This is a genomic window from Oceanimonas pelagia (genome assembly GCF_030849025.1).
In the GTDB taxonomy this organism is placed as follows: Bacteria; Pseudomonadota; Gammaproteobacteria; order Enterobacterales; family Aeromonadaceae; genus Oceanimonas; species Oceanimonas pelagia.
Genome location: NZ_CP118224.1, coordinates 2725001 through 2743215, shown reverse-complemented (window position 1 = coordinate 2743215; position 18215 = coordinate 2725001). Strand labels below are relative to the sequence as shown.

The following is an 18215-nucleotide window of genomic DNA, read 5'->3' as shown; positions in this document are numbered from 1 at the left end:
GTCACTTGTTATTCTTACACTGTTGATATAAACCCTTTATCACAGTGCTCAAACGGACCCTTATATGTCACAACAGCAAGATCCTTTCCAGCAGCGGGAAGCCGAAAAATACGATAACCCCATTCCCAGCCGGGAGTTTATTCTTGAGCACCTCAAGCAGCGCGGTACCCCGGCCACCCGGGACGAGATCTTTGCCGAGCTGGACCTCGCCGGCGAAGAGCAGGAAGAAGCCCTGCGCCGCCGGCTGCGCGCCATGGAGCGCGACGGTCAGCTGGTGTTTACCCGTAACAAGTGTTACGCCCTGCCCGACAAGCTGAACCTGATCAAGGGCCAGGTCATCGGCCACCGCGAAGGTTTTGGCTTTGTCCGTCCGGAAGACGGCGGTGACGACCTGTTCCTGGCTCAGCGCGAAATGGACGCGGTGATGCACGGCGACTACGTGCTGGTGCAGCCGCTGCGCTTCGACTCCCGCGGCCGGCGTGAAGCCCGCCTGGTCAGAGTGCTGGAGTCCCGCAACCTGGACGTGGTAGGCCGCTACTTCGTGGAAAACGGCGTCAGCTATGTGGTGCCCGACGACAGCCGCATTGCCCAGGACATTCTCATTCCCCAGGGGGAGACCATGGGCGCGCGCATGGGCCAGGTGGTGGTGATCACCATTACCCAGCGTCCCACCAAGCGCATGACCGGTATCGGCAAGGTGATTGAGGTACTGGGGGAGACCATGGACCCGGGCATGGAGATCCAGATCGCCCTGCGCACTCACGATATTCCCCACGTCTGGCCGGAAGAGGTCAAGCAGCAAATCGCCAAGCTGACCGAGGAAGTGCCGGAAGAAGCCAAGCAGGGGCGCAAGGATCTGCGGGATCTGCCCCTGGTCACCATCGACGGTGAAGACGCCCGCGACTTTGACGATGCGGTGTACTGTCAGCCCAAACGCTCCGGCGGATGGCGCCTGTGGGTGGCCATCGCCGACGTGTCCTATTACGTGCGCCCGAATTCGGCGCTGGATACCGAAGCCTACAAGCGCGGCAATTCCGTGTATTTCCCGGAGCAGGTAATCCCCATGCTGCCCGAGGTGTTGTCCAACGGCCTGTGCTCCCTCAACCCCCAGGTGGACCGTCTGTGCATGGTGGCGGAGATGACAGTGTCCGCCAGCGGCAAGCTGTCCGGCTTCAAGTTTTACGAAGCGGTGATGAACTCCCACGCCCGCCTCACCTACACCAAGGTGGCGGCCATTCTGGAAGGGGATGAAGTGCTGCGTGAGCGTTACGCGCCCCTGGTGCCGCACCTGGAAGAGCTCAACCGCCTGTATCAGGCCATGAAGGAAGCCCGTCATCAGCGCGGTGCGGTGGAGTTTGAAACCGAGGAAACCCGGTTCGTGTTCAACCCCCAGCGCAAGATCGAGCGGATCGTGCCGCTGGTGCGCAACGACGCCCACAAGATCATCGAAGAGTGCATGATCATGGCCAACGTGGCCGCCGCCCGCTTTATTGAAAAGCAGGAAGCCCACGCCCTGTTCCGGGTGCACGACAAGCCGGGTGAGGAAAAGCTGACCGGGTTCCGCAGCTTCCTCGGCGAGCTGGGCCTGGAGCTGAAAGGTGGTCTGGAGCCGGAGCCGGCGGATTACGCCCTGCTCGCCGAGCAGATCAAGGACCGACCCGACGCCGAACTGATTCAGACCATGCTGCTGCGCTCCATGAAGCAGGCGGTCTATCAGGCCGATAACACCGGTCACTTTGGCCTGGCGCTGAAGTCCTACGCCCACTTTACCTCGCCCATTCGTCGCTATCCGGATCTGGTGCTGCACCGCGCCATCAAGGCCCAGCTGGCCAAAATGCACGGCGGTGAGCGCAGCAAGACCGGCGGTGTGCCCTACCAGTACGAGCAGGTGGCGCCCATGGGTGAACACTGCTCCATGACCGAGCGCCGGGCCGACGACGCCACCCGCGACGTGGCCGACTGGCTCAAGTGTGAATACATGCTGGATCACGTGGGCAGCGAATTTGGCGGCACCATCGCCAACGTCACCGGCTTTGGCTTCTTCGTGCGCCTCGACGAGTTCCATATCGACGGCCTGGTGCATATCTCCAGCCTGCAGAACGACTACTACCAGTTCGATCCGGCGCGCCAGCAGCTGATTGGTGAAAACTTCCGCCGCCGCTACCGCCTGGGTGACAAAATCAAGGTCAAGGTAATGGCGGTGAACCTGGACGAGCGCAAGATCGACTTCGAGCTGGTGGAAGACGCTCCCAAGGGGGATTTGGATGCCGGCAAGGGCGCCAGAAATCTGAAGTCGCGCAAGCGCGCCAAGCCCACCGGTGGCAAGGGTGGCGACAAGGCCGAACAAGGCGAAAAGAGCGGTAAACCCCGTTCCCGTTCGCGCTCCCGCAAGCGTCGCTGATTAAAACCCGGGACTGGGGACTAGGGAGCAGGGACTGGTGAAAGCACCTAATCCCTAATCCCTGGTCCCTAATCCCTAATCCCCCGAGAAATCAAATGAGTAGTGAACTGATTTTCGGCATTCACGCCCTGAATGCCGCCCTGGAAAACCACCCCGAAAACATTCTGGAAGTCTGGCTGCTCAAGGGCCGGGACGACGCCCGCCTGCAGGACGTACAGGCCCGCCTGCAGCAGGTGGGCGTGCGGGCCCAGCTGGCCAACCGCCAGACCCTGGACGGCAAGGCCGGTGGTGCCCAGCACCAGGGTGTGGTGGCCCGTATCAAGGCATTGCCGGCACTGAACGAGGCGGATCTGGACGCCCTGCTGGCCCGCACCGGCACCCCGCTGCTGCTGGTGCTGGACGGCGTGACCGACCCGCACAACCTGGGGGCCTGTCTGCGTACCGCCGACGCCGCCGGTGTGCACGGCGTGATCGTGCCCCGCGACAAGTCCGCCGGCCTGACCCCGGTGGCGCGCAAGGTGGCCTGCGGTGCCGCCGAGGTGGTGCCGCTGTTTCAGGTGACCAATCTGTCGCGCACCCTGCGCGCCCTGCAGGACAAGGGCATCTGGGTGGTGGGCACCGCCGGCGAGGCGGATCACGGCCTCTATCAGGCCAAATTCACCGGGCCGCTGGCGCTGGTGATGGGCGCCGAGGGCAAGGGCATGCGCCGCCTTACCCGGGAGCATTGTGACGAGCTGGTGAGCATTCCCATGGCGGGCTCGGTGTCCAGTCTGAACGTGTCGGTGGCCACCGGCATCTGTCTGTTTGAAATGGTGCGCCAGCGCGGGTAATGGTAGTGAGGGGAGAGGGGGAGGAGAGGCCTCACTCCTTACCCCTCACTCCTCACAAGAAATAAGACGGGGCTAATCGGGTGATGGAATTGACATGCAACAGCTAGTGGGCCGAATGCGGGCCGACAGTCAGCTGCTGGCGATTTTTCTGCTGGTGCTCGGCAACCTGATGATCTCCTTTGGCGACGTGCTGGTCAAACTCATGGGCCAGAGTCAGATCAGCCCCTACCAGTATGTGTTTCTGCGCTTTACCCTGACTTCCCTGTTGCTGCTGCCGTTCTGGTGGCGGCTGGCGCCGGAACGCCGGGGCTGGGGTCAGTGGAAAATTCATTTTCTGCGCGGTCACCTGCTGCTGATGGGCTCCGTTTGTGTATTTGTCAGCTTGATTTACCTGCCCCTGGCCACCGCCAATGCGGTCTTTTACGCAGCCCCTCTGCTGACCCTGCCACTGGCGGCGCTGATCAACCGGGAATCGGTGCGCCCGGCCACCTACGGCGTGAGCCTGCTCGGCTTTGGCGGCATTCTGGTGGTGCTGAACCCGGCCGAATGGCACTGGGCCGGCTGGGTGGCGCTGCTGACCGCACTGTCGATGGCGGCCACCAATGTGCTGGTACGTCGCTTGCCCCGAGGTCGCTCGGTGCTGGCCACCCTGTTCATGACCCAGATGCTGGCCATTCCCGCCAGCCTGGCGCTGGCATTGCCCGGCTGGCAGCCCATTCCCGGCGAGGTATGGTGGCTGCTGGTGGGCGCCACCCTGGTGGGCATTATCTATCAGGGCATCTGCATCATGGCCTACGCCATGGCCGATGCCAGCAAGATTGCCGCCAGCGAATACTCGGGGCTGATTTTCGTCACCCTGATGGGCATGGTGCTGTTTGCCGAGTTCCCCGACTGGAACGTTTACCTGGGGGCACTTATCGTGATCGCCGCCATCGGGTTGCAGCGCCGACTGCGCTGACCAAACCAGGGAATAGGGACTTGGGATTAGGGATTGGTAAAACACCCCATTCCCCATTCCCCATTCCCCATTCCCCATTCCCGTATTTAATTCCTTGCCGCCTGGCTGGTTATCCCTTAAACTACGCCGCCTTGAAATCAGTCATAAAACCCAAGTTCCTTGCCTCCGCTGGTGTGACTGAGCCCGCGCCGAGGCTATAACCCGTAAGGAGCAATCCATGCGTCATTACGAAATCGTATTCATGGTTCACCCTGACCAGAGTGAACAGGTTCCCGGCATGATCGAGCGCTACACCGGCGCCATCACCACTTCCGGTGGTCAAATCCACCGTCTGGAAGACTGGGGCCGCCGTCAGCTGGCTTACCCGATCAACAAGCTGCACAAGGCTCACTACGTTCTGATGAACGTTGAAGCCGACCAGGCTGTGATCGACGAGCTGGAAACCAACTTCCGCTACAACGACGCCGTGCTGCGCAACATGATCATGCGCACCAAGCAGGCCATCACCGAGCCTTCCGAAATGGCCAAGGCCAAGGAAGAGCGCCAGCCGCGCCGCGACGATGCTCGCGCCGAAGCCGCTGCCGAGTAATTCACGTTTTAGTAGAGGAAGAGAATCATGGCACGTTATTTCCGTCGTCGTAAGTTCTGCCGTTTCACCGCTGACGGTGTTACCGAGATCGATTACAAAGACATCGCTACCCTGAAAAACTACATCACCGAGTCCGGTAAAATCGTACCGAGCCGCATCACCGGCACCCGCGCCAAATATCAGCGCCAGCTGGCCCGTGCGATCAAACGCGCTCGTTACCTGGCCCTGCTGCCTTACACCGATCTGCACAAGTAAGCAGCGGCCTAACTCGTACCTGTAAAGAGGAAAGGTAATCATGCAAGTAATTCTGCTGGATAAAATCGCCAAGCTGGGCGGCCTGGGTGACCAGGTAACCGTCAAGTCCGGTTATGCCCGTAACTACCTGCTGCCCCAGGGCAAGGCCGTTCTGGCTACCAAAGACAACGTAGCGGCTTTTGAAGCCCGCCGCGCCGAGCTGGAAGCCAAGCTGGCCGAGCAGCTGGCTGCTGCCCAGGCTCGCGCCGACCAGCTGTCCGCGCTGGAACCCGTTGTTATCGAGTCCAAGTCCGGTGACGAAGGCAAGCTGTTCGGCTCCATCGGTGCCCGCGACGTGGCTGACGCCATCACCGCTGCCGGAGTGGAAGTGGCCAAGAGCGAAGTTCGTCTGTACGACGGCGTGCTGCGCAACGTAGGCGAGTACGAAATCGGTGTGCAGCTGCACGCCGACGTGAAAGCCACCGTCAAGCTGCAGGTCGTTGCTGCCTAAGCCCGATGGTTGCCTGAAAAAACCCGCGCTGGTCGCGGGTTTTTTATTGCCCGCGTTCCGGCTAAAGTGGAAGAAACACTGGCAGGAGGGTGCGCTATGGCAGACTGGATCACCGGGCGGGTCAAGGCCCGTAAAACCTGGTCCGACAATCTGTTTTCACTGGTGGTGGACGCCAAGGTGGCGCCCTTCATCGCCGGTCAGTTTACCAAGCTGGCTCTGCATACCGACGACAAAAAAGTGGCCCGGGCCTACTCCTATGTGAATGCTCCGGGTCAGGATCCCGAGTTTTACCTGATCACCATTCCCGAAGGGCAGCTCACGCCCCACCTGGCCTCGCTGAAGGTGGGCGACGAATTGCTGGTGCAGCGCACCGCCGCCGGTTTTCTTACCCTGAACGAAGTGCCGCCCGGGCGCGACCTGTGGTTGATGGCCACCGGTACCGGGGTGGGGCCTTTTGTGTCCATACTGGCCGAGGGCCGCTGCTGGGAACAGTTCGAGAACATTATATTGGTGCACGGCGTGCGCTATGCCGACGAGCTGGGTTACCGTCGTCGTATTGCCGAACTCACCGAGGGGCGCCGGCGGTTTCAGTATGTCCCTTTTGTGTCTCGTGAGGATGCAGATGAGGCGCAAACGGGGCGCATTACCCACGCCATTGCCGATGGCCGCCTGGAGCACAAAACCGGCCTTGCCTTTACCCCCGAACACAGCCGGATCATGCTCTGTGGCAACCCGCAAATGGTGCACGACACTATCACCGAGCTCAAGGCCAAGGGGCTGCAGAAACACCTGCGCCGCAAACCCGGTCAGATCCTGATGGAGAATTACTGGTAAAGCAGGGATTTGGGACTGGGGAATAGGGACTGCTAATCCCCAATCCCCGGGATTATCGTGTCAGCACCATCATCAGGCTGAGAAAGCCCGCCAGTCCCCAGCCCAGGCCGATGATCCAGTAAAACCCCCTGGCGCCTTTTTTAATGGGTATACGGTGGTATTGCAGAAATAAAAACCACAGCAGGGCCGGGATCAGCGGCAGCAGAAACAGTCGGGTCATGGCAATCCTTCCTTGGGGTAGGCGGTCCTGACAAAAGGTTGTCGTCTATGCTTCATTGCACTGTAGCAAGAGCGGGGCAGGGCGCCAACCGGCCTTTCGGGCAGGATGAAAGCCATGCTATGGTGCAGCCCACATAAGCCTCATATGGATAAGGAGCCCAACATGAAACAACTGGTCATTAACGCCTTTGGTGGTCCCGAGCAACTGCAACTGGTGGAGGCCGAACATCCGCCCCTGGCCTCCCATCAGGTGCGGCTGAAAATGCGCTACGCCGGGGTCAACCCCATCGATGCCAAGACCCGCGCCGGCCTGGGCTGGGGGGCCGAGGCGATCAAGGATCGCCTGCCCTGGTCGCCGGGCTTTGAGGTGATGGGTGAGGTGCTGGAAGTGGGCTCCGAAGTTTGCCGTTTTCTGCCCGGTGATCGGGCCTTTGGCCTGGTTGCCGGTGGCGCTTACGGTGAAGAGCTGGTGGTCAATTGCGATGACCTGATGCCCCTGCCCGATGAAGTGGCCGACGACATGGCCGGGGGCCTGGCGCTGGCCGGCACCACCGCCTGGCAGGGGCTGACCACTCACGGTGGCCTGCAGCCGGGGGAGCGGGTACTGATCTCCGCCGCCGCCGGCGGGGTAGGGCACCTGGCGGTGCAACTGGCCAGGGATGTGGGTGCCACCGTGGTGGCACTGGCGTCTGCCACCAATCACGACTTTGTCAAGGGGCTGGGGGCCGATGAAGTGGTGGACTATCACGACAAGGCCGCCGTTCAGGACATTGCGCCGGTGGATCTGCTGCTGGATCTGGTAGGGGGAACTTCCGGCGAGATGCTTTTGTCTCAGGTGAAACCGAATGGCCGGGTGGTGACCGTGCCCACCATTACCGCACCGCAGGTGATCGCCGCCGCCGAACAGAAGGGCCTTCGTGCCACCGGCATGCTCAAGGAAAATCAGCACGAGCACCTGGCCATGCTGGCCGACGCGGTAGCCGAAGGGCGGCTGAAGGTGGAAGTGAGCCGGGTGTTTGACCTGGCCGACGGGGCCGAGGCTCACCGGCAGATTGAGACCGGCCATACCCGCGGCAAGGTGCTGTTGCGGGGTTGACCGGCGCTGTTGCTGTTATAAGGAAACTTCATGAAGTATTGGTCTTTGTTGCTGTTGTTGTGTCCCCTGGCCGCCCAGGCGGCCCCCACTCTGGTGGAAAAGGTTGAAGCCGGTCAGGACGAGCTGGTGATCCCCTATGAAAAATACCGGCTCGACAACGGACTGACGGTGCTGCTCAATCCCGACAAGTCCGATCCCCTGGTGCATGTGGAGGTCACCTACCATGTGGGCTCGGCCCGTGAAAGGCCGGATCAGACCGGCTTTGCCCACTTTTTTGAGCACATGATGTTCCAGGGCTCAAAGCATGTGGGGGATCAGCAGCACTTTCGCCTGATCAACGAGGCCGGCGGCACCATGAACGGCACCACCAATCAGGACAGGACCAATTACTTTGAAACCGTGCCCGCCAACCATCTGGAAAAGGTGCTCTGGCTGGAGGCGGATCGTATGGGCTTTTTGCTGGAAGCGGTAAGCCAGCGCAAGTTCGAGATCCAGCGCGACACCGTGAAGAACGAGCGGGCCCAGCGCATCGACAACCAGCCCTATGGCCTGGTGGGGGAGCGTATGGACGAACTGCTCTACCCCCGCGACCATCCCTACAGCTGGCCCACCATCGGCTATGTGGAAGATCTGGATCGGGTGGATGTGAACGATCTCAAGGCCTTCTTTCTGCGCTGGTACGGCCCCAATAACGCCACTCTGGTGATTTCCGGTGACTTCGACACCGGGCAGACCCTGGAATGGGTGGAGAAATATTTCGGGCCCATTCCCGCCGGCCCCGAGGTGAAACGGGCCGAGCCGGCCCCGGCCAGGCTTGAGCGCAATCGCCACCAGACCCTGGAAGACCCGCGCATTCGCATGCCCATGCTGTATGTGTCCTATCCCACTGTCTGGCTGGGCCAGCAGGATGAAGCCGCCCTCGACGTGCTCGCCAATGTGCTGGGCGGCGGCAAGAGCTCGTTGCTCTATCAGGAGCTGGTGGAAACCGGCAAGGCGGTCAGCGCCGGTGCCGGACACTATTGCTCCGAGCTGGCCTGCACCTTCAGTATCTGGGCCTATGCCAACCCTTCGCAAAACGGTGATTTGACCCCGCTCAAGGAAGACGTGGAACGCATTATCAACAGCGTGGTGGAGCGCGGTATTCGGGCCGAGGACGTGTCCAAGGCGGTCACCGAACTGCGTGCCGACCTTATTCTTGGCCTCGACAGCGCCCAGGGCAAGGCCCGGCAGCTGTCGCTGGGGCAGGTGCTGAAGGGCGATCCCCTGTATGCCATCAACGCCTGGCGGCAACTGGCCGGCACTTCGCCCGACGAAGTGAGTGCCGCCTATGAGCGTTATCTTAAGAACAAGCCCCATGCGGTGCTGAGCGTGGTGCCCAAGGGCAAAATCGAGTGGCAGGCGGCCGAGCCCGATTATGTGACGGCCGAGCGCAACCTGCCCGAGTGGCAGCATATCGACGAGCTGCCCCTGCGAACGGTGCAGGATGACTTTGACCGAAGCCGAATGCCAGAGGCCGGCAAGCCGGTGGCCATTACGGTGCCGCCCCTGTGGCAGGAAACCATTGGCGATAACATTCGGTTGCTGGGCACGGTGAACAGCGAAATTCCCGCGGTGTCGGTGATCCTGGCCCTGCCCGGTGGCCAGCGTGCCGAAGCCGAGGGCGAAGCCGGCTTGGCCGCGCTCACCGCCGCCATGATGAACCAGGGCACCGAGCGGCTCAGCAACGGCGATTTCAGTGAGGCGCTGCAGCGTTTGGGGGCCAGCATCAATGTGCGCCATGGTTTTTATACCAACCTGATTGAGGTCACCAGCCTCACCGAAACCCTGCCCCAGACCCTAGCGCTGGTGGAGGAATTGTTGTTTCACCCAGGCCTGCGCCAGGAGGATCTGGACAAGGTCAAGTCACGGTTGCTGGAGTCCATGGCGCAGAGCCGTAACCAGCCATCCTGGCTGGCGCGTCAGGGCTTTAATGAGCTGATGTATGGCAACAGCCGGCTGGGGCTGCCCGATGATGGCCTGCCCGAACATGTAGAGGACTTCACCCTGGCGCAGGTGCAGGATTTTTACCAGCGCTATTACAACCCCAAAAACGGCCATGTGATCATTGCCGGTGATCTCAGCCCCGAGCAGGCTAAACAGGACTTTGCCTTTCTTGCCGACTGGCAGGGGCAGGCCGCGACACTGCCGGCGGTGACCGTGCCCGAGCAGCCCGCTGAGCCCGGCATTTATGTGATCGACATGCCCGGCGCGGTGCAGTCGGTGCTGCGGGTGGGCCGCCGGGCCCTGCCGGTGGACGCCACCGGGCCCTATTTTTACGGCCAGCTGATGAATTACAACCTGGGGGGCAACTTCAATAGCCGCATCAACCAGAACCTGCGGGAAGACAAGGGCTATACCTATGGCGCCTATTCCTACTTCAGCGGCAATCGCGATGCGGGGGTGTTTGTGGTTTCCGGTGACGTGCGCGGTGACGCCACCGCCGAGGCCATTGGCGAAATTTTGCAGGAAATGAACCGTTTTGCCGCCGATGGCCCCACCGCCGACGAACTGGCCTATCTCAAGAGCAGTTACTCCCAGCAGGATGCCCTCAGCTATGAAACCCTGGGTAAAAAAGCCGGTTTTCTGCTCAATCTGGCGATGCTGGAGCTGTCGCCCGATTACCTGTCGCAACAGCAGCAAATCGTGGCCGAGGTGGATGCCGCCACCCTGACCGGACAGGCCAAAAAGTGGCTTGACCCCGAAAAAATGGTCATTGTGGTGGCCGGCGACAAGACAAAACTTGAAAAATCGCTGGCGCAACTCAATCTTCCCATGCACGATTTGACCATTGAGTGACGAGGCCCGGCCTCCCGCGGCGTCCTGGAGGCGCCGCGCTACAGAGCGAACGACAATGACCAACACCTCATCTAGCCTGGCGCGGCGGCTTGACGCCTTTCGTGCGGTATCCAGACTGCCGGCCATCAAGGGCATTCGCCGCGGCATAGAGCGCGAGAGCCTGCGCATTACGCCCGACGGCAAGCTGGCGCAAACCCCGCATCCTGGGGTATTGGGCTCGGCCCTGAGCCACGCCCATATTACCACCGACTTTTCCGAATCCCTGATGGAGTTCATCACGCCGGTGTCCGACTCGGTGGAAACCCTGCTGGCCCAGCTCAGCGATATTCACCGATACACGGTGCGCCACCTGGATGGCGAGCAGCTCTGGCCCCTGAGCATGCCCTGCCTGCTCAAGGAAAATGAGCATATTCCGCTGGCGCAATATGGTCGTTCCAACGTGGGCCGCATGAAAACCCTGTATCGCCAGGGACTGCATCACCGCTATGGCAGCAACATGCAGGTGATCTCGGGGGTGCATTTCAATTTCTCCATGCCCGACAGTTTCTGGGTGGAGTGGCACGAGCTGGAAGGCAACGGCCGTTACCTGCAGGATTTTGTCTCCGATGCTTACCTGGGGCTGATCCGCAACTTTTACCGTTTTGGCTGGCTGATCCCTTACCTGTTTGGCGCCTCGCCCGCCCTGTGCGGCTCCTTTTTGCAGGGCCGGGAGCACCAGTTGCCCTTTGAGCGGCTGGGCAGGGGGACCCTCTACCTGCCCTATGCCACCTCGCTGCGGCTGTCGGATCTGGGCTACACCAACAGCGCCCAGGCCGGCCTCAATATCTCCCTCAACAGCCTGGATGAATACGTGGCCAGCCTGCGCCGGGCCATTGGTACCCATGCCCCCGAGTTTGCCCGCATTGGCGTCAAAGTGGACGGGGAATACCGTCAGCTCAACGACAACGTGCTGCAGATCGAGAACGAGCTGTATGCGCCCATTCGCCCCAAGCGCACCGCCGAGAGCGGCGAAAAGCCCACCGAAGCGCTGGAGGCCCGGGGGGTGGAATACATTGAAGTGCGTTCGGTGGATGTGAACCCTTTCTCGCCGGTGGGTATCGACGCCGGTCAGATCCGTTTTCTCGATACCTTCCTGCTGTGGTGCCTGCTCACGCCCTCGGCACCGCTGGGCGAGGAGGAAATCGCCCTGAACCGGCGCAACTTCACCCGGGTGGTGCTGGAAGGGCGCAAGCCCGGGCTGGTGCTGGAGCAGTTTGGGGGCGAGTCCATCACCCTTGCCGCCCTCGGCGAGCGGTATTTTGCCGAGCTGGCCAATGTGGCCAGCCTGCTCGATGCCTGCTGTGGCCGGGGCTGTTACCGCAAGGCTCACGAGCAGCAGCTGGCGGCCATGCGTGATCCAGAGCTGACCCTGTCGGCCCAGGTACTGCGTGAACTTAAGCAGCGCAATACCGACATTCTGCCATTCGGGCTGGCGTTGTCCGGATGCTACAGCGAACATTTCCAGCAGATCAGGCCCCGTTACTGGGACGACAACTATTTCGATGAAGAAGGTGTCCGTTCTCAGGCCCGTCAGCGCAAGCTGGAAGAGTCGGACATCGTCAGCTTTGATGACTTTCTTGCCGCCTACTTTGACCAGCCTGAGAACGGCGCGGCATGAGAGTGGTGTGTCTGGTGCCGTCCTGGACCGAAACCCTGCTTGAATGTGGTGTGGAGGTGGTGGGGCGCACCCGCTACTGTGTGCACCCTGTCGACAAGACAGGTGCAATACCGGTAGTGGGCGGCACCAAGGACGTGGACTGGAAGAAAGTATCGGCGCTGGCGCCGGATCTGGTGGTGTTCGACCGGGAAGAAAACACACGGGCCATGGCCGAGAGCTGTCCTTACCCTTGGGTGGCGACCCATGTGATTTCGGTGCAGGCCATGCCGGCGGCACTGGAACAGCTGGCACAGGCGCTGGACTGTGGCGCGCTGTGGCAGCTGGCGGAGCGTTACCGGGCGGTGCTGGCCGCGCCCGTTGGCTGTTCCGTACAGGCTCTGCCCTTGCTTCCCGATGCCGATGCCAGTGAACCTGCGGTGCTGAGTGAAGGTCGCCCCTGGGTGTATCTGATCTGGCGCAAGCCGTACATGACGGTGGGCACGGATACCTTTATTTATTCCCTGTTTGCCCATCTTGGGCGCACGCTGATTACCCCGGGGGAGCGTTACCCCGAGGTACATGAAGCCTGGCTGCGGCAGCACAACCCCGTGTTGCTCTGCGCCAGCGAGCCCTACCCCTTTGCCGGTAAACTGGCCAGGGTAAAGAGCGAACTGCAACTGGACGCCCTGCTTATCGACGGTGAACCCCTGTGCTGGTACGGCATCCGCAGCCTGCGGTTTCTGGAGTCGTTAAAACATTGATAACGGTTGGACTGATAGTTGGATGTAGGCGCCGCTTTAGCTGGCGCAAACCTGAAGGTTTCGTGGTTTTCAAGGCCTGTTGCGCAGGCTTTGCCGACTAAAGTGGCAGCTACAACAGGGCCGAAAACAGATAAAAAACCCGCAGATGCGGGTTTTTTGCGTTCAGCCGGAAAGAAAGATCAGCCTGCCGGATAGTTGGCCCTGAGCACGGCTTCGGCGTGGTTGGCCATGCCGGTGAGGCCGAGCTGATCATAGGCCTGCTGCATAATGCGCAGGGCGGGTTTGAGCTGCTCGGTGTCGGGGTAGGACTCCACCACAAACTTGGCACGGTTGGCGGCGGCCAGCCAGGCCTTGCGCTTGACGTAATAATTGGCCACCGCCAGATCATAACGGGCCAGGCGGTTTTTCAGGCTGATCATGCGGGCCCTGGCGTCGGCGGCATACACGCTGTCGGGGTGCTGGCGCAGCAGCTGGCGAAAATCGGCGAAGGCCTGGCGGGCATAGCTCGGGTCCCGGTCGGCCCGGTCCACGTTGAACAGGTCCTGAAAGAAGTTGTAGTCCGCCGACATATTGGTGAGACCGCGCATGTAACGGGCATAGTCAATGGCCGGGTGGTTGGGGTTCAGGCGAATAAAACGGTCGATGTTGGCTAGCGCCCGCACGGTATCGTCCTGCTTGTAGTAGGCGTAAATCAGGTCGAGCTGCACCTGATTGGAGTAGGCGCCGAACGGGTAGCGGGCATCCATGGCTTCCAGCAGTTCGGCGGCGCGAATGTAGTTTCCGGCCTGCAGGCGTTCCTGGGCATCCTGGTACAGCACTTCCGGCGCTTCGTCCGGAACTTCATTCTTGCCGGTGCTGGAGCAGCCGGTGGCGGCCAGCGCCAGGGTCAGTGTCAGGGTGAGCCAGAGGCTTCGTTGTTTCGCCATTGAAAAGTCCATTGTGATTGCAAAATTCGGAAACTGATTAAGCTCAGCGTCAAGAACCGCTAGAATAACCAATTAAATATCATTTGGTAACCAGTGGTCTTCATGAGCCAGCATATCGAACTGAACGGCGTGGTCGCCGATCATCAATACGGTCAACGTCTGGACCAGGCGTTGGCGGAAATGTTCCCCGATTACTCCCGTTCACGCATCAAAACCTGGATTCAGCAGGAGCAGGTGCAGCTGGACGGCGCCGTGGTCAGCAAGCCCCGGGAAAAAGTGCTGCCCGGCCAGCGCGTGGTGGTAACCGCCGAGCTGGAAGACGAGGTCCGGTTCGAGCCTCAGGCCATTGACCTCAATATCGTCTACGAAGACGACGACATTCTGGTGATCAACAAACCCGCCGGCCTGGTGGTGCATCCGGGGGCCGGTACGCCCGACGGCACCCTGCTCAATGCCCTGTTGCACCATTGCCCGGCCATTGCTGAAGTGCCCCGGGCCGGCATTGTGCACCGGCTCGACAAAGACACCACCGGACTGATGGTGGTGGCCAAGACAGTGCCGGCCCAGACCCATCTGGTTAGTGCCCTGCAGGCGCGTCACATTACCCGGGAATACGAGGCGGTGGCCATTGGCCATATGACCGCCGGTGGTACCGTAGAGGCCAACATCGGCCGCCACCCCACTCAGCGTATTCAGATGGCGGTGACACCTACCGGCAAGCCGGCAGTCACGCACTATCGGGTGATGGAGAAGTTCCGCGCCCATACCCGGCTGCGGCTGCGACTGGAAACCGGCCGTACTCATCAAATTCGCGTGCACATGGCGCATCTCAAGCATCCGCTGGTGGGTGATCCGGTTTACGGTGGCCGGCTCAAGCCGCCCCGCGCCGCCGAACCCGAGTTGCTGGAGTTTTTGCGTGGTTTCAAGCGCCAGGCTCTGCATGCCGTGATGCTGCGCTTGGAGCACCCCATCACCGGCGAGACGATGGAGTGGCATGCGCCCATTCCTCAGGACATGGTGGATCTGGTGGAAGTACTGCGCGCCGACACTCAGGCTCACCCGGATGATCTGGTATGGATCTGATCCTTCCCGACTGGCCGGCACCGGCCCATGTCTGTGCCGCCCAGAGTACCCGCACCGGTGGCGTGAGTGAGGCGCCTTGGCACAGCCTGAACCTGGGTACCCATGTGGGGGATCATGTCACCTCGGTGCGCACCAACCGTGAACGGCTGGCGGCCTGCCTGAATCTGCCTTCCGAGCCGGTCTGGCTGGAACAGGTGCATGGCATTCGTGTGCTTACCCTGCCGGCGGAAAATGACAACCTCACCGCCGATGCCGTGGTCAGCCGCACTCCGGGACAGGTGTGTGCGGTGATGACCGCCGACTGTCTGCCGGTGCTGTTCTGTGATGAGGCCGGCACCGTGGTGGCGGCGGCTCATGCCGGCTGGCGCGGGCTTGCTGCCGGCGTGCTGGAAGCCACCCTGCTGGAAATGAAGGTGGATCCCGAAACGGTGCTGGCCTGGCTGGGGCCGGCCATCGGCCCGAAAGCCTTTGAGGTGGGCGGCGAGGTACGTGAGGCTTTTATTGGACATTCCGGGCTCGCCGAGGAAGCCTTTGAGCCTCAGGGCGATAAATGGCTGGCGGATATTTACCATCTGGCCCGGCTGCGGCTGGCGGCGGCCGGGGTGCATCATATCTATGGGGGCGAGTATTGCACCCTGTCGGAGCCCGGGCGGTTTTTCTCCTACCGGCGCGACGGCCAGACCGGGCGAATGGCCTCGCTGATCTGGCTGGATTAGTAAAATCCGATAAGCCCCGGTTGAAAATCGCCCACAAGGCCCCATTCTTAGTATCAGTATTTAAGCTTGCATGCCCGCCCGGCGGGCGTTTCAAGGAGAGTTCTGATGCGTCTTGATCGTCTTACCAGTAAATTCCAGCTCGCCCTGCAAGACGCCCAGTCAATGGCGCTGGGGCGGGATCATGCCTACATAGAGCCGGCCCACCTGCTGGTGGCCATGCTCAACCAGGAAGGCGGCACCGTCCGGCCTCTGCTCACCACCGCCGGGGTGGACGGCAATGCCCTGCGGGTGGAACTCGACAAGTCCCTCGACCGCCTGCCCAGGGTCAGCGGCGGCGACATGGACGTGCAGGTATCGCCGGTGCTGGGGCGGCTGCTTAACCAGTGCGACAAGCTGGCCCAGCAGCGCAAGGATGCTTACATCTCGTCCGAGCTGTTTTTGCTCGCTTCCCTTGATGACAAGGGTGAGCTGGGCGAGCTGCTCAGGCGGGTGGGGCTGACCAAGGACAAGCTCACCAAGGCCATTGACGACATTCGCGGCGGCCAGAAGGTGGACGATCCCAACGCCGAGGAAAACCGTCAGGCACTGGAGAAATATACCATCGATCTTACCGAGCGGGCCGAGCAGGGCAAGCTGGACCCGGTGATTGGCCGGGATGACGAAATCCGCCGTACCATTCAGGTGCTGCAGCGGCGTACCAAGAACAACCCGGTGCTGATCGGCGAGCCCGGTGTGGGTAAAACCGCCATTGCCGAAGGCCTGGCCCAGCGCATTATCAATGGTGAGGTGCCGGAAGGACTCAAGAACAAGCGGGTGCTGTCACTGGACATGGGGGCCCTGGTGGCCGGCGCCAAATACCGCGGCGAGTTCGAGGAGCGACTCAAGGCGCTGCTCAACGAGCTGGCCAAGGAAGAGGGCCGGGTTATCCTCTTTATCGACGAGCTGCACACCATGGTGGGGGCGGGCAAGGGCGAGGGGGCCATGGATGCCGGCAACATGCTCAAGCCGGCCCTGGCCCGGGGCGAGCTGCACTGCGTGGGGGCCACCACCCTGGATGAATACCGCCAGTACGTGGAAAAGGACGCGGCCCTGGAGCGGCGTTTTCAGAAGGTGCTGATCGACGAGCCCTCGGTGGAGGACACCATCGCCATTCTGCGTGGTCTGAAGGAGCGTTATGAGTTGCACCACCATGTGCAGATCACGGATCCGGCCATCGTCGCGGCGGCGACTCTGTCTCATCGTTACATCGCCGATCGTCAGCTGCCCGACAAGGCCATTGACCTGATCGACGAGGCCGCCTCCAGCATTCGCCTGCAAATCGACTCCAAGCCCGAGCCGCTCGACCGGCTGGACCGGCGTATCATTCAGCTCAAGCTGGAAGAGCAGGCGCTGCTCAAGGAAGACGACGAAGGCAGCCGTAAGCGCCTGCAGCTCATCCGCGACGAGCTGGCCGAGAAGGAAAAGGAATACGCCGAGCTGGAAGAGGTGTGGACCTCCGAAAAAGCGGCCCTGGCCGGCACCCAGCATATCAAGGCGGAGCTGGAGCAGGTGCGGCAGGAGCTGGAAGTGGCCCGCCGGGCCAGCGATCTGGCGCGCATGTCCGAGCTGCAGTATGGCCGTATTCCCGAGCTGGAAAAGCAGCTGGATCTGGCCGCCCAGGCCGAGATGCAGGAGCAGCACCTGCTGAAGAACCGGGTGACCGACGAAGAGATTGCCGATGTGCTGTCACGCTGGACCGGCATACCCGTGGCCAAAATGCTGGAAGGAGAAAAGGAAAAGCTGCTGCGTATGGAAGACAGCCTGCACGAGCAGGTGGTTGGCCAGAACGAGGCGGTGGACGCCGTGGCCAATGCCATTCGCCGCAGCCGGGCCGGTCTGTCGGATCCCAACCGGCCGGTAGGCTCCTTCTTGTTCATGGGCCCGACCGGGGTGGGCAAGACCGAGCTGTGCAAGGCGCTGGCCGACTTTTTGTTCGACAGCCGCGATGCCATGGTGCGCATCGACATGTCGGAGTTTATGGAGAAGCACTCGGTGTCCCGGCTGGTGGGCGCGCCTCCCGGTTATGTGGGCTATGAGGAAGGTGGCTACCTGACCGAGGCGGTACGGCGCAAGCCCTACTCGGTGATCCTGCTGGACGAGGTGGAAAAGGCCCATCCGGATGTGTTCAACATTCTGTTGCAGGTACTGGATGACGGTCGCCTTACCGACGGTCAGGGCCGTACCGTGGACTTTCGCAATACCGTGGTGATCATGACTTCCAACATCGGCTCGGACTTGATCCAGGAGCACAGCGCGTCCAAGGATTACGATCAGATGAAGGCCATGCTGATGGAGGTACTGGGGCATCAGTTCCGGCCCGAGTTCATCAACCGTATCGACGAAATCGTGGTGTTCCATCCGCTGGCCGAGGAGCAGATCAAGGCCATTGCCCGCATTCAGTTGCAGGGTCTGGTGGAACGCCTCGAAAGCATGGATTATCGGGTGTCCATCAGCGATGCCTTGCTGGAGAAACTGGCTTCGGCCGGCTTCGACCCACTGTTTGGTGCAAGGCCGCTTAAGCGGGCCATTCAGCAGAAGGTGGAAGAT

General features: G+C 61.4%; 16 protein-coding genes (1 of these 16 cut by a window edge). 14 read left to right on the top strand and 2 right to left on the bottom strand.

Translation table 11 applies throughout. From position 1 onward, the window contains the following. Positions 1–64 precede the first annotated feature (64 nt). From rnr to PU634_RS13065, 7 genes are all read left to right on the top strand, one after another. Positions 65–2401: a ribonuclease R gene (rnr, locus tag PU634_RS13095; protein ID WP_306761235.1), complete on the top strand. Its 2337-nt coding sequence runs from the start codon at positions 65–67 to the stop codon at positions 2399–2401. A gap of 95 nt (positions 2402–2496) precedes the next feature. Beyond that, positions 2497–3231 (top strand): 23S rRNA (guanosine(2251)-2'-O)-methyltransferase RlmB, encoded by a 735-nt coding sequence (gene rlmB / locus PU634_RS13090; protein ID WP_306761234.1) that lies wholly within the window; start codon positions 2497–2499, stop codon positions 3229–3231. A 94-nt stretch (positions 3232–3325) separates the two neighbouring features. Next, positions 3326–4189, top strand: coding sequence for a DMT family transporter (locus PU634_RS13085; RefSeq protein WP_306761233.1), 864 nt, complete (start codon positions 3326–3328; stop codon positions 4187–4189). Between the two features lie 217 nt (positions 4190–4406). Continuing rightward, positions 4407–4778: a 30S ribosomal protein S6 gene (gene rpsF / locus PU634_RS13080; protein ID WP_106454056.1), complete on the top strand. Its 372-nt coding sequence runs from the start codon at positions 4407–4409 to the stop codon at positions 4776–4778. A gap of 27 nt (positions 4779–4805) precedes the next feature. Beyond that, positions 4806–5033: a 30S ribosomal protein S18 gene (gene rpsR / locus PU634_RS13075; protein ID WP_014291460.1), complete on the top strand. Its 228-nt coding sequence runs from the start codon at positions 4806–4808 to the stop codon at positions 5031–5033. Positions 5034–5073: 40 nt separating this feature from the next. Beyond that, positions 5074–5523 (top strand): 50S ribosomal protein L9, encoded by a 450-nt coding sequence (gene rplI, locus PU634_RS13070; protein WP_306761232.1) that lies wholly within the window; start codon positions 5074–5076, stop codon positions 5521–5523. 96 nt (positions 5524–5619) lie between these two features. Then, the gene (locus PU634_RS13065; protein ID WP_306761231.1) at positions 5620–6357 is read left to right on the top strand and encodes a ferredoxin--NADP reductase; all 738 of its coding nucleotides are present in this window, start codon (positions 5620–5622) and stop codon (positions 6355–6357) included. Between the two features lie 52 nt (positions 6358–6409). Here PU634_RS13065 and PU634_RS13060 read toward each other — a convergent pair whose 3' ends face one another. Beyond that, positions 6410–6577 (bottom strand): hypothetical protein, encoded by a 168-nt coding sequence (locus tag PU634_RS13060; protein ID WP_306761230.1) that lies wholly within the window; start codon positions 6575–6577, stop codon positions 6410–6412. 162 nt (positions 6578–6739) lie between these two features. On the opposite strand from PU634_RS13060, the gene PU634_RS13055 reads away from it, so the two are divergent. From PU634_RS13055 to PU634_RS13040, 4 genes are read left to right on the top strand one after another with little or no spacing between them, the layout of a single operon-like run. Beyond that, positions 6740–7672, top strand: coding sequence for an NADP-dependent oxidoreductase (locus PU634_RS13055; protein ID WP_306761229.1), 933 nt, complete (start codon positions 6740–6742; stop codon positions 7670–7672). A 30-nt stretch (positions 7673–7702) separates the two neighbouring features. Next, entirely contained in the window at positions 7703–10507 is a 2805-nt protein-coding gene (locus PU634_RS13050) for a M16 family metallopeptidase (RefSeq protein ID WP_306761228.1), read from the top strand. Between the two features lie 55 nt (positions 10508–10562). Continuing rightward, complete coding sequence (gshA, locus tag PU634_RS13045) at positions 10563–12164, top strand: glutamate--cysteine ligase (protein ID WP_306761227.1); 1602 nt, start codon at positions 10563–10565, stop codon at positions 12162–12164. Further along, positions 12161–12904, top strand: a complete 744-nt coding sequence (locus PU634_RS13040; RefSeq protein WP_306761226.1) for a helical backbone metal receptor — start codon at positions 12161–12163, stop codon at positions 12902–12904. The genes gshA and PU634_RS13040 overlap by 4 nt, the downstream gene beginning before the upstream one ends. Positions 12905–13083: 179 nt before the next feature. Here the strand turns inward: PU634_RS13040 and PU634_RS13035 are convergent, their stop codons facing one another. Beyond that, complete coding sequence (locus tag PU634_RS13035) at positions 13084–13830, bottom strand: outer membrane protein assembly factor BamD (protein WP_306761225.1); 747 nt, start codon at positions 13828–13830, stop codon at positions 13084–13086. 102 nt (positions 13831–13932) lie between these two features. Here PU634_RS13035 and rluD point away from each other — a divergent pair, with 102 nt between their 5' ends. The 3 genes from rluD to clpB all read left to right on the top strand — a co-directional run. Beyond that, on the top strand, positions 13933–14913 hold the full coding sequence (gene rluD, locus PU634_RS13030; RefSeq protein WP_306761224.1) for a 23S rRNA pseudouridine(1911/1915/1917) synthase RluD: 981 nt from the start codon (positions 13933–13935) through the stop codon (positions 14911–14913). After that, entirely contained in the window at positions 14904–15629 is a 726-nt protein-coding gene (gene yfiH / locus PU634_RS13025; protein ID WP_306761223.1) for a purine nucleoside phosphorylase YfiH, read from the top strand. Before rluD ends, yfiH begins: the two co-directional genes overlap by 10 nt. A gap of 105 nt (positions 15630–15734) precedes the next feature. Continuing rightward, positions 15735–18215 carry the 5' portion of an ATP-dependent chaperone ClpB gene (gene clpB / locus PU634_RS13020; protein ID WP_306761222.1) on the top strand. 93 nt of this gene lie beyond the right edge of the window, so the window shows 2481 of its 2574 coding nt (coding positions 1–2481); it begins with the start codon at positions 15735–15737; its stop codon lies off the right edge, out of view.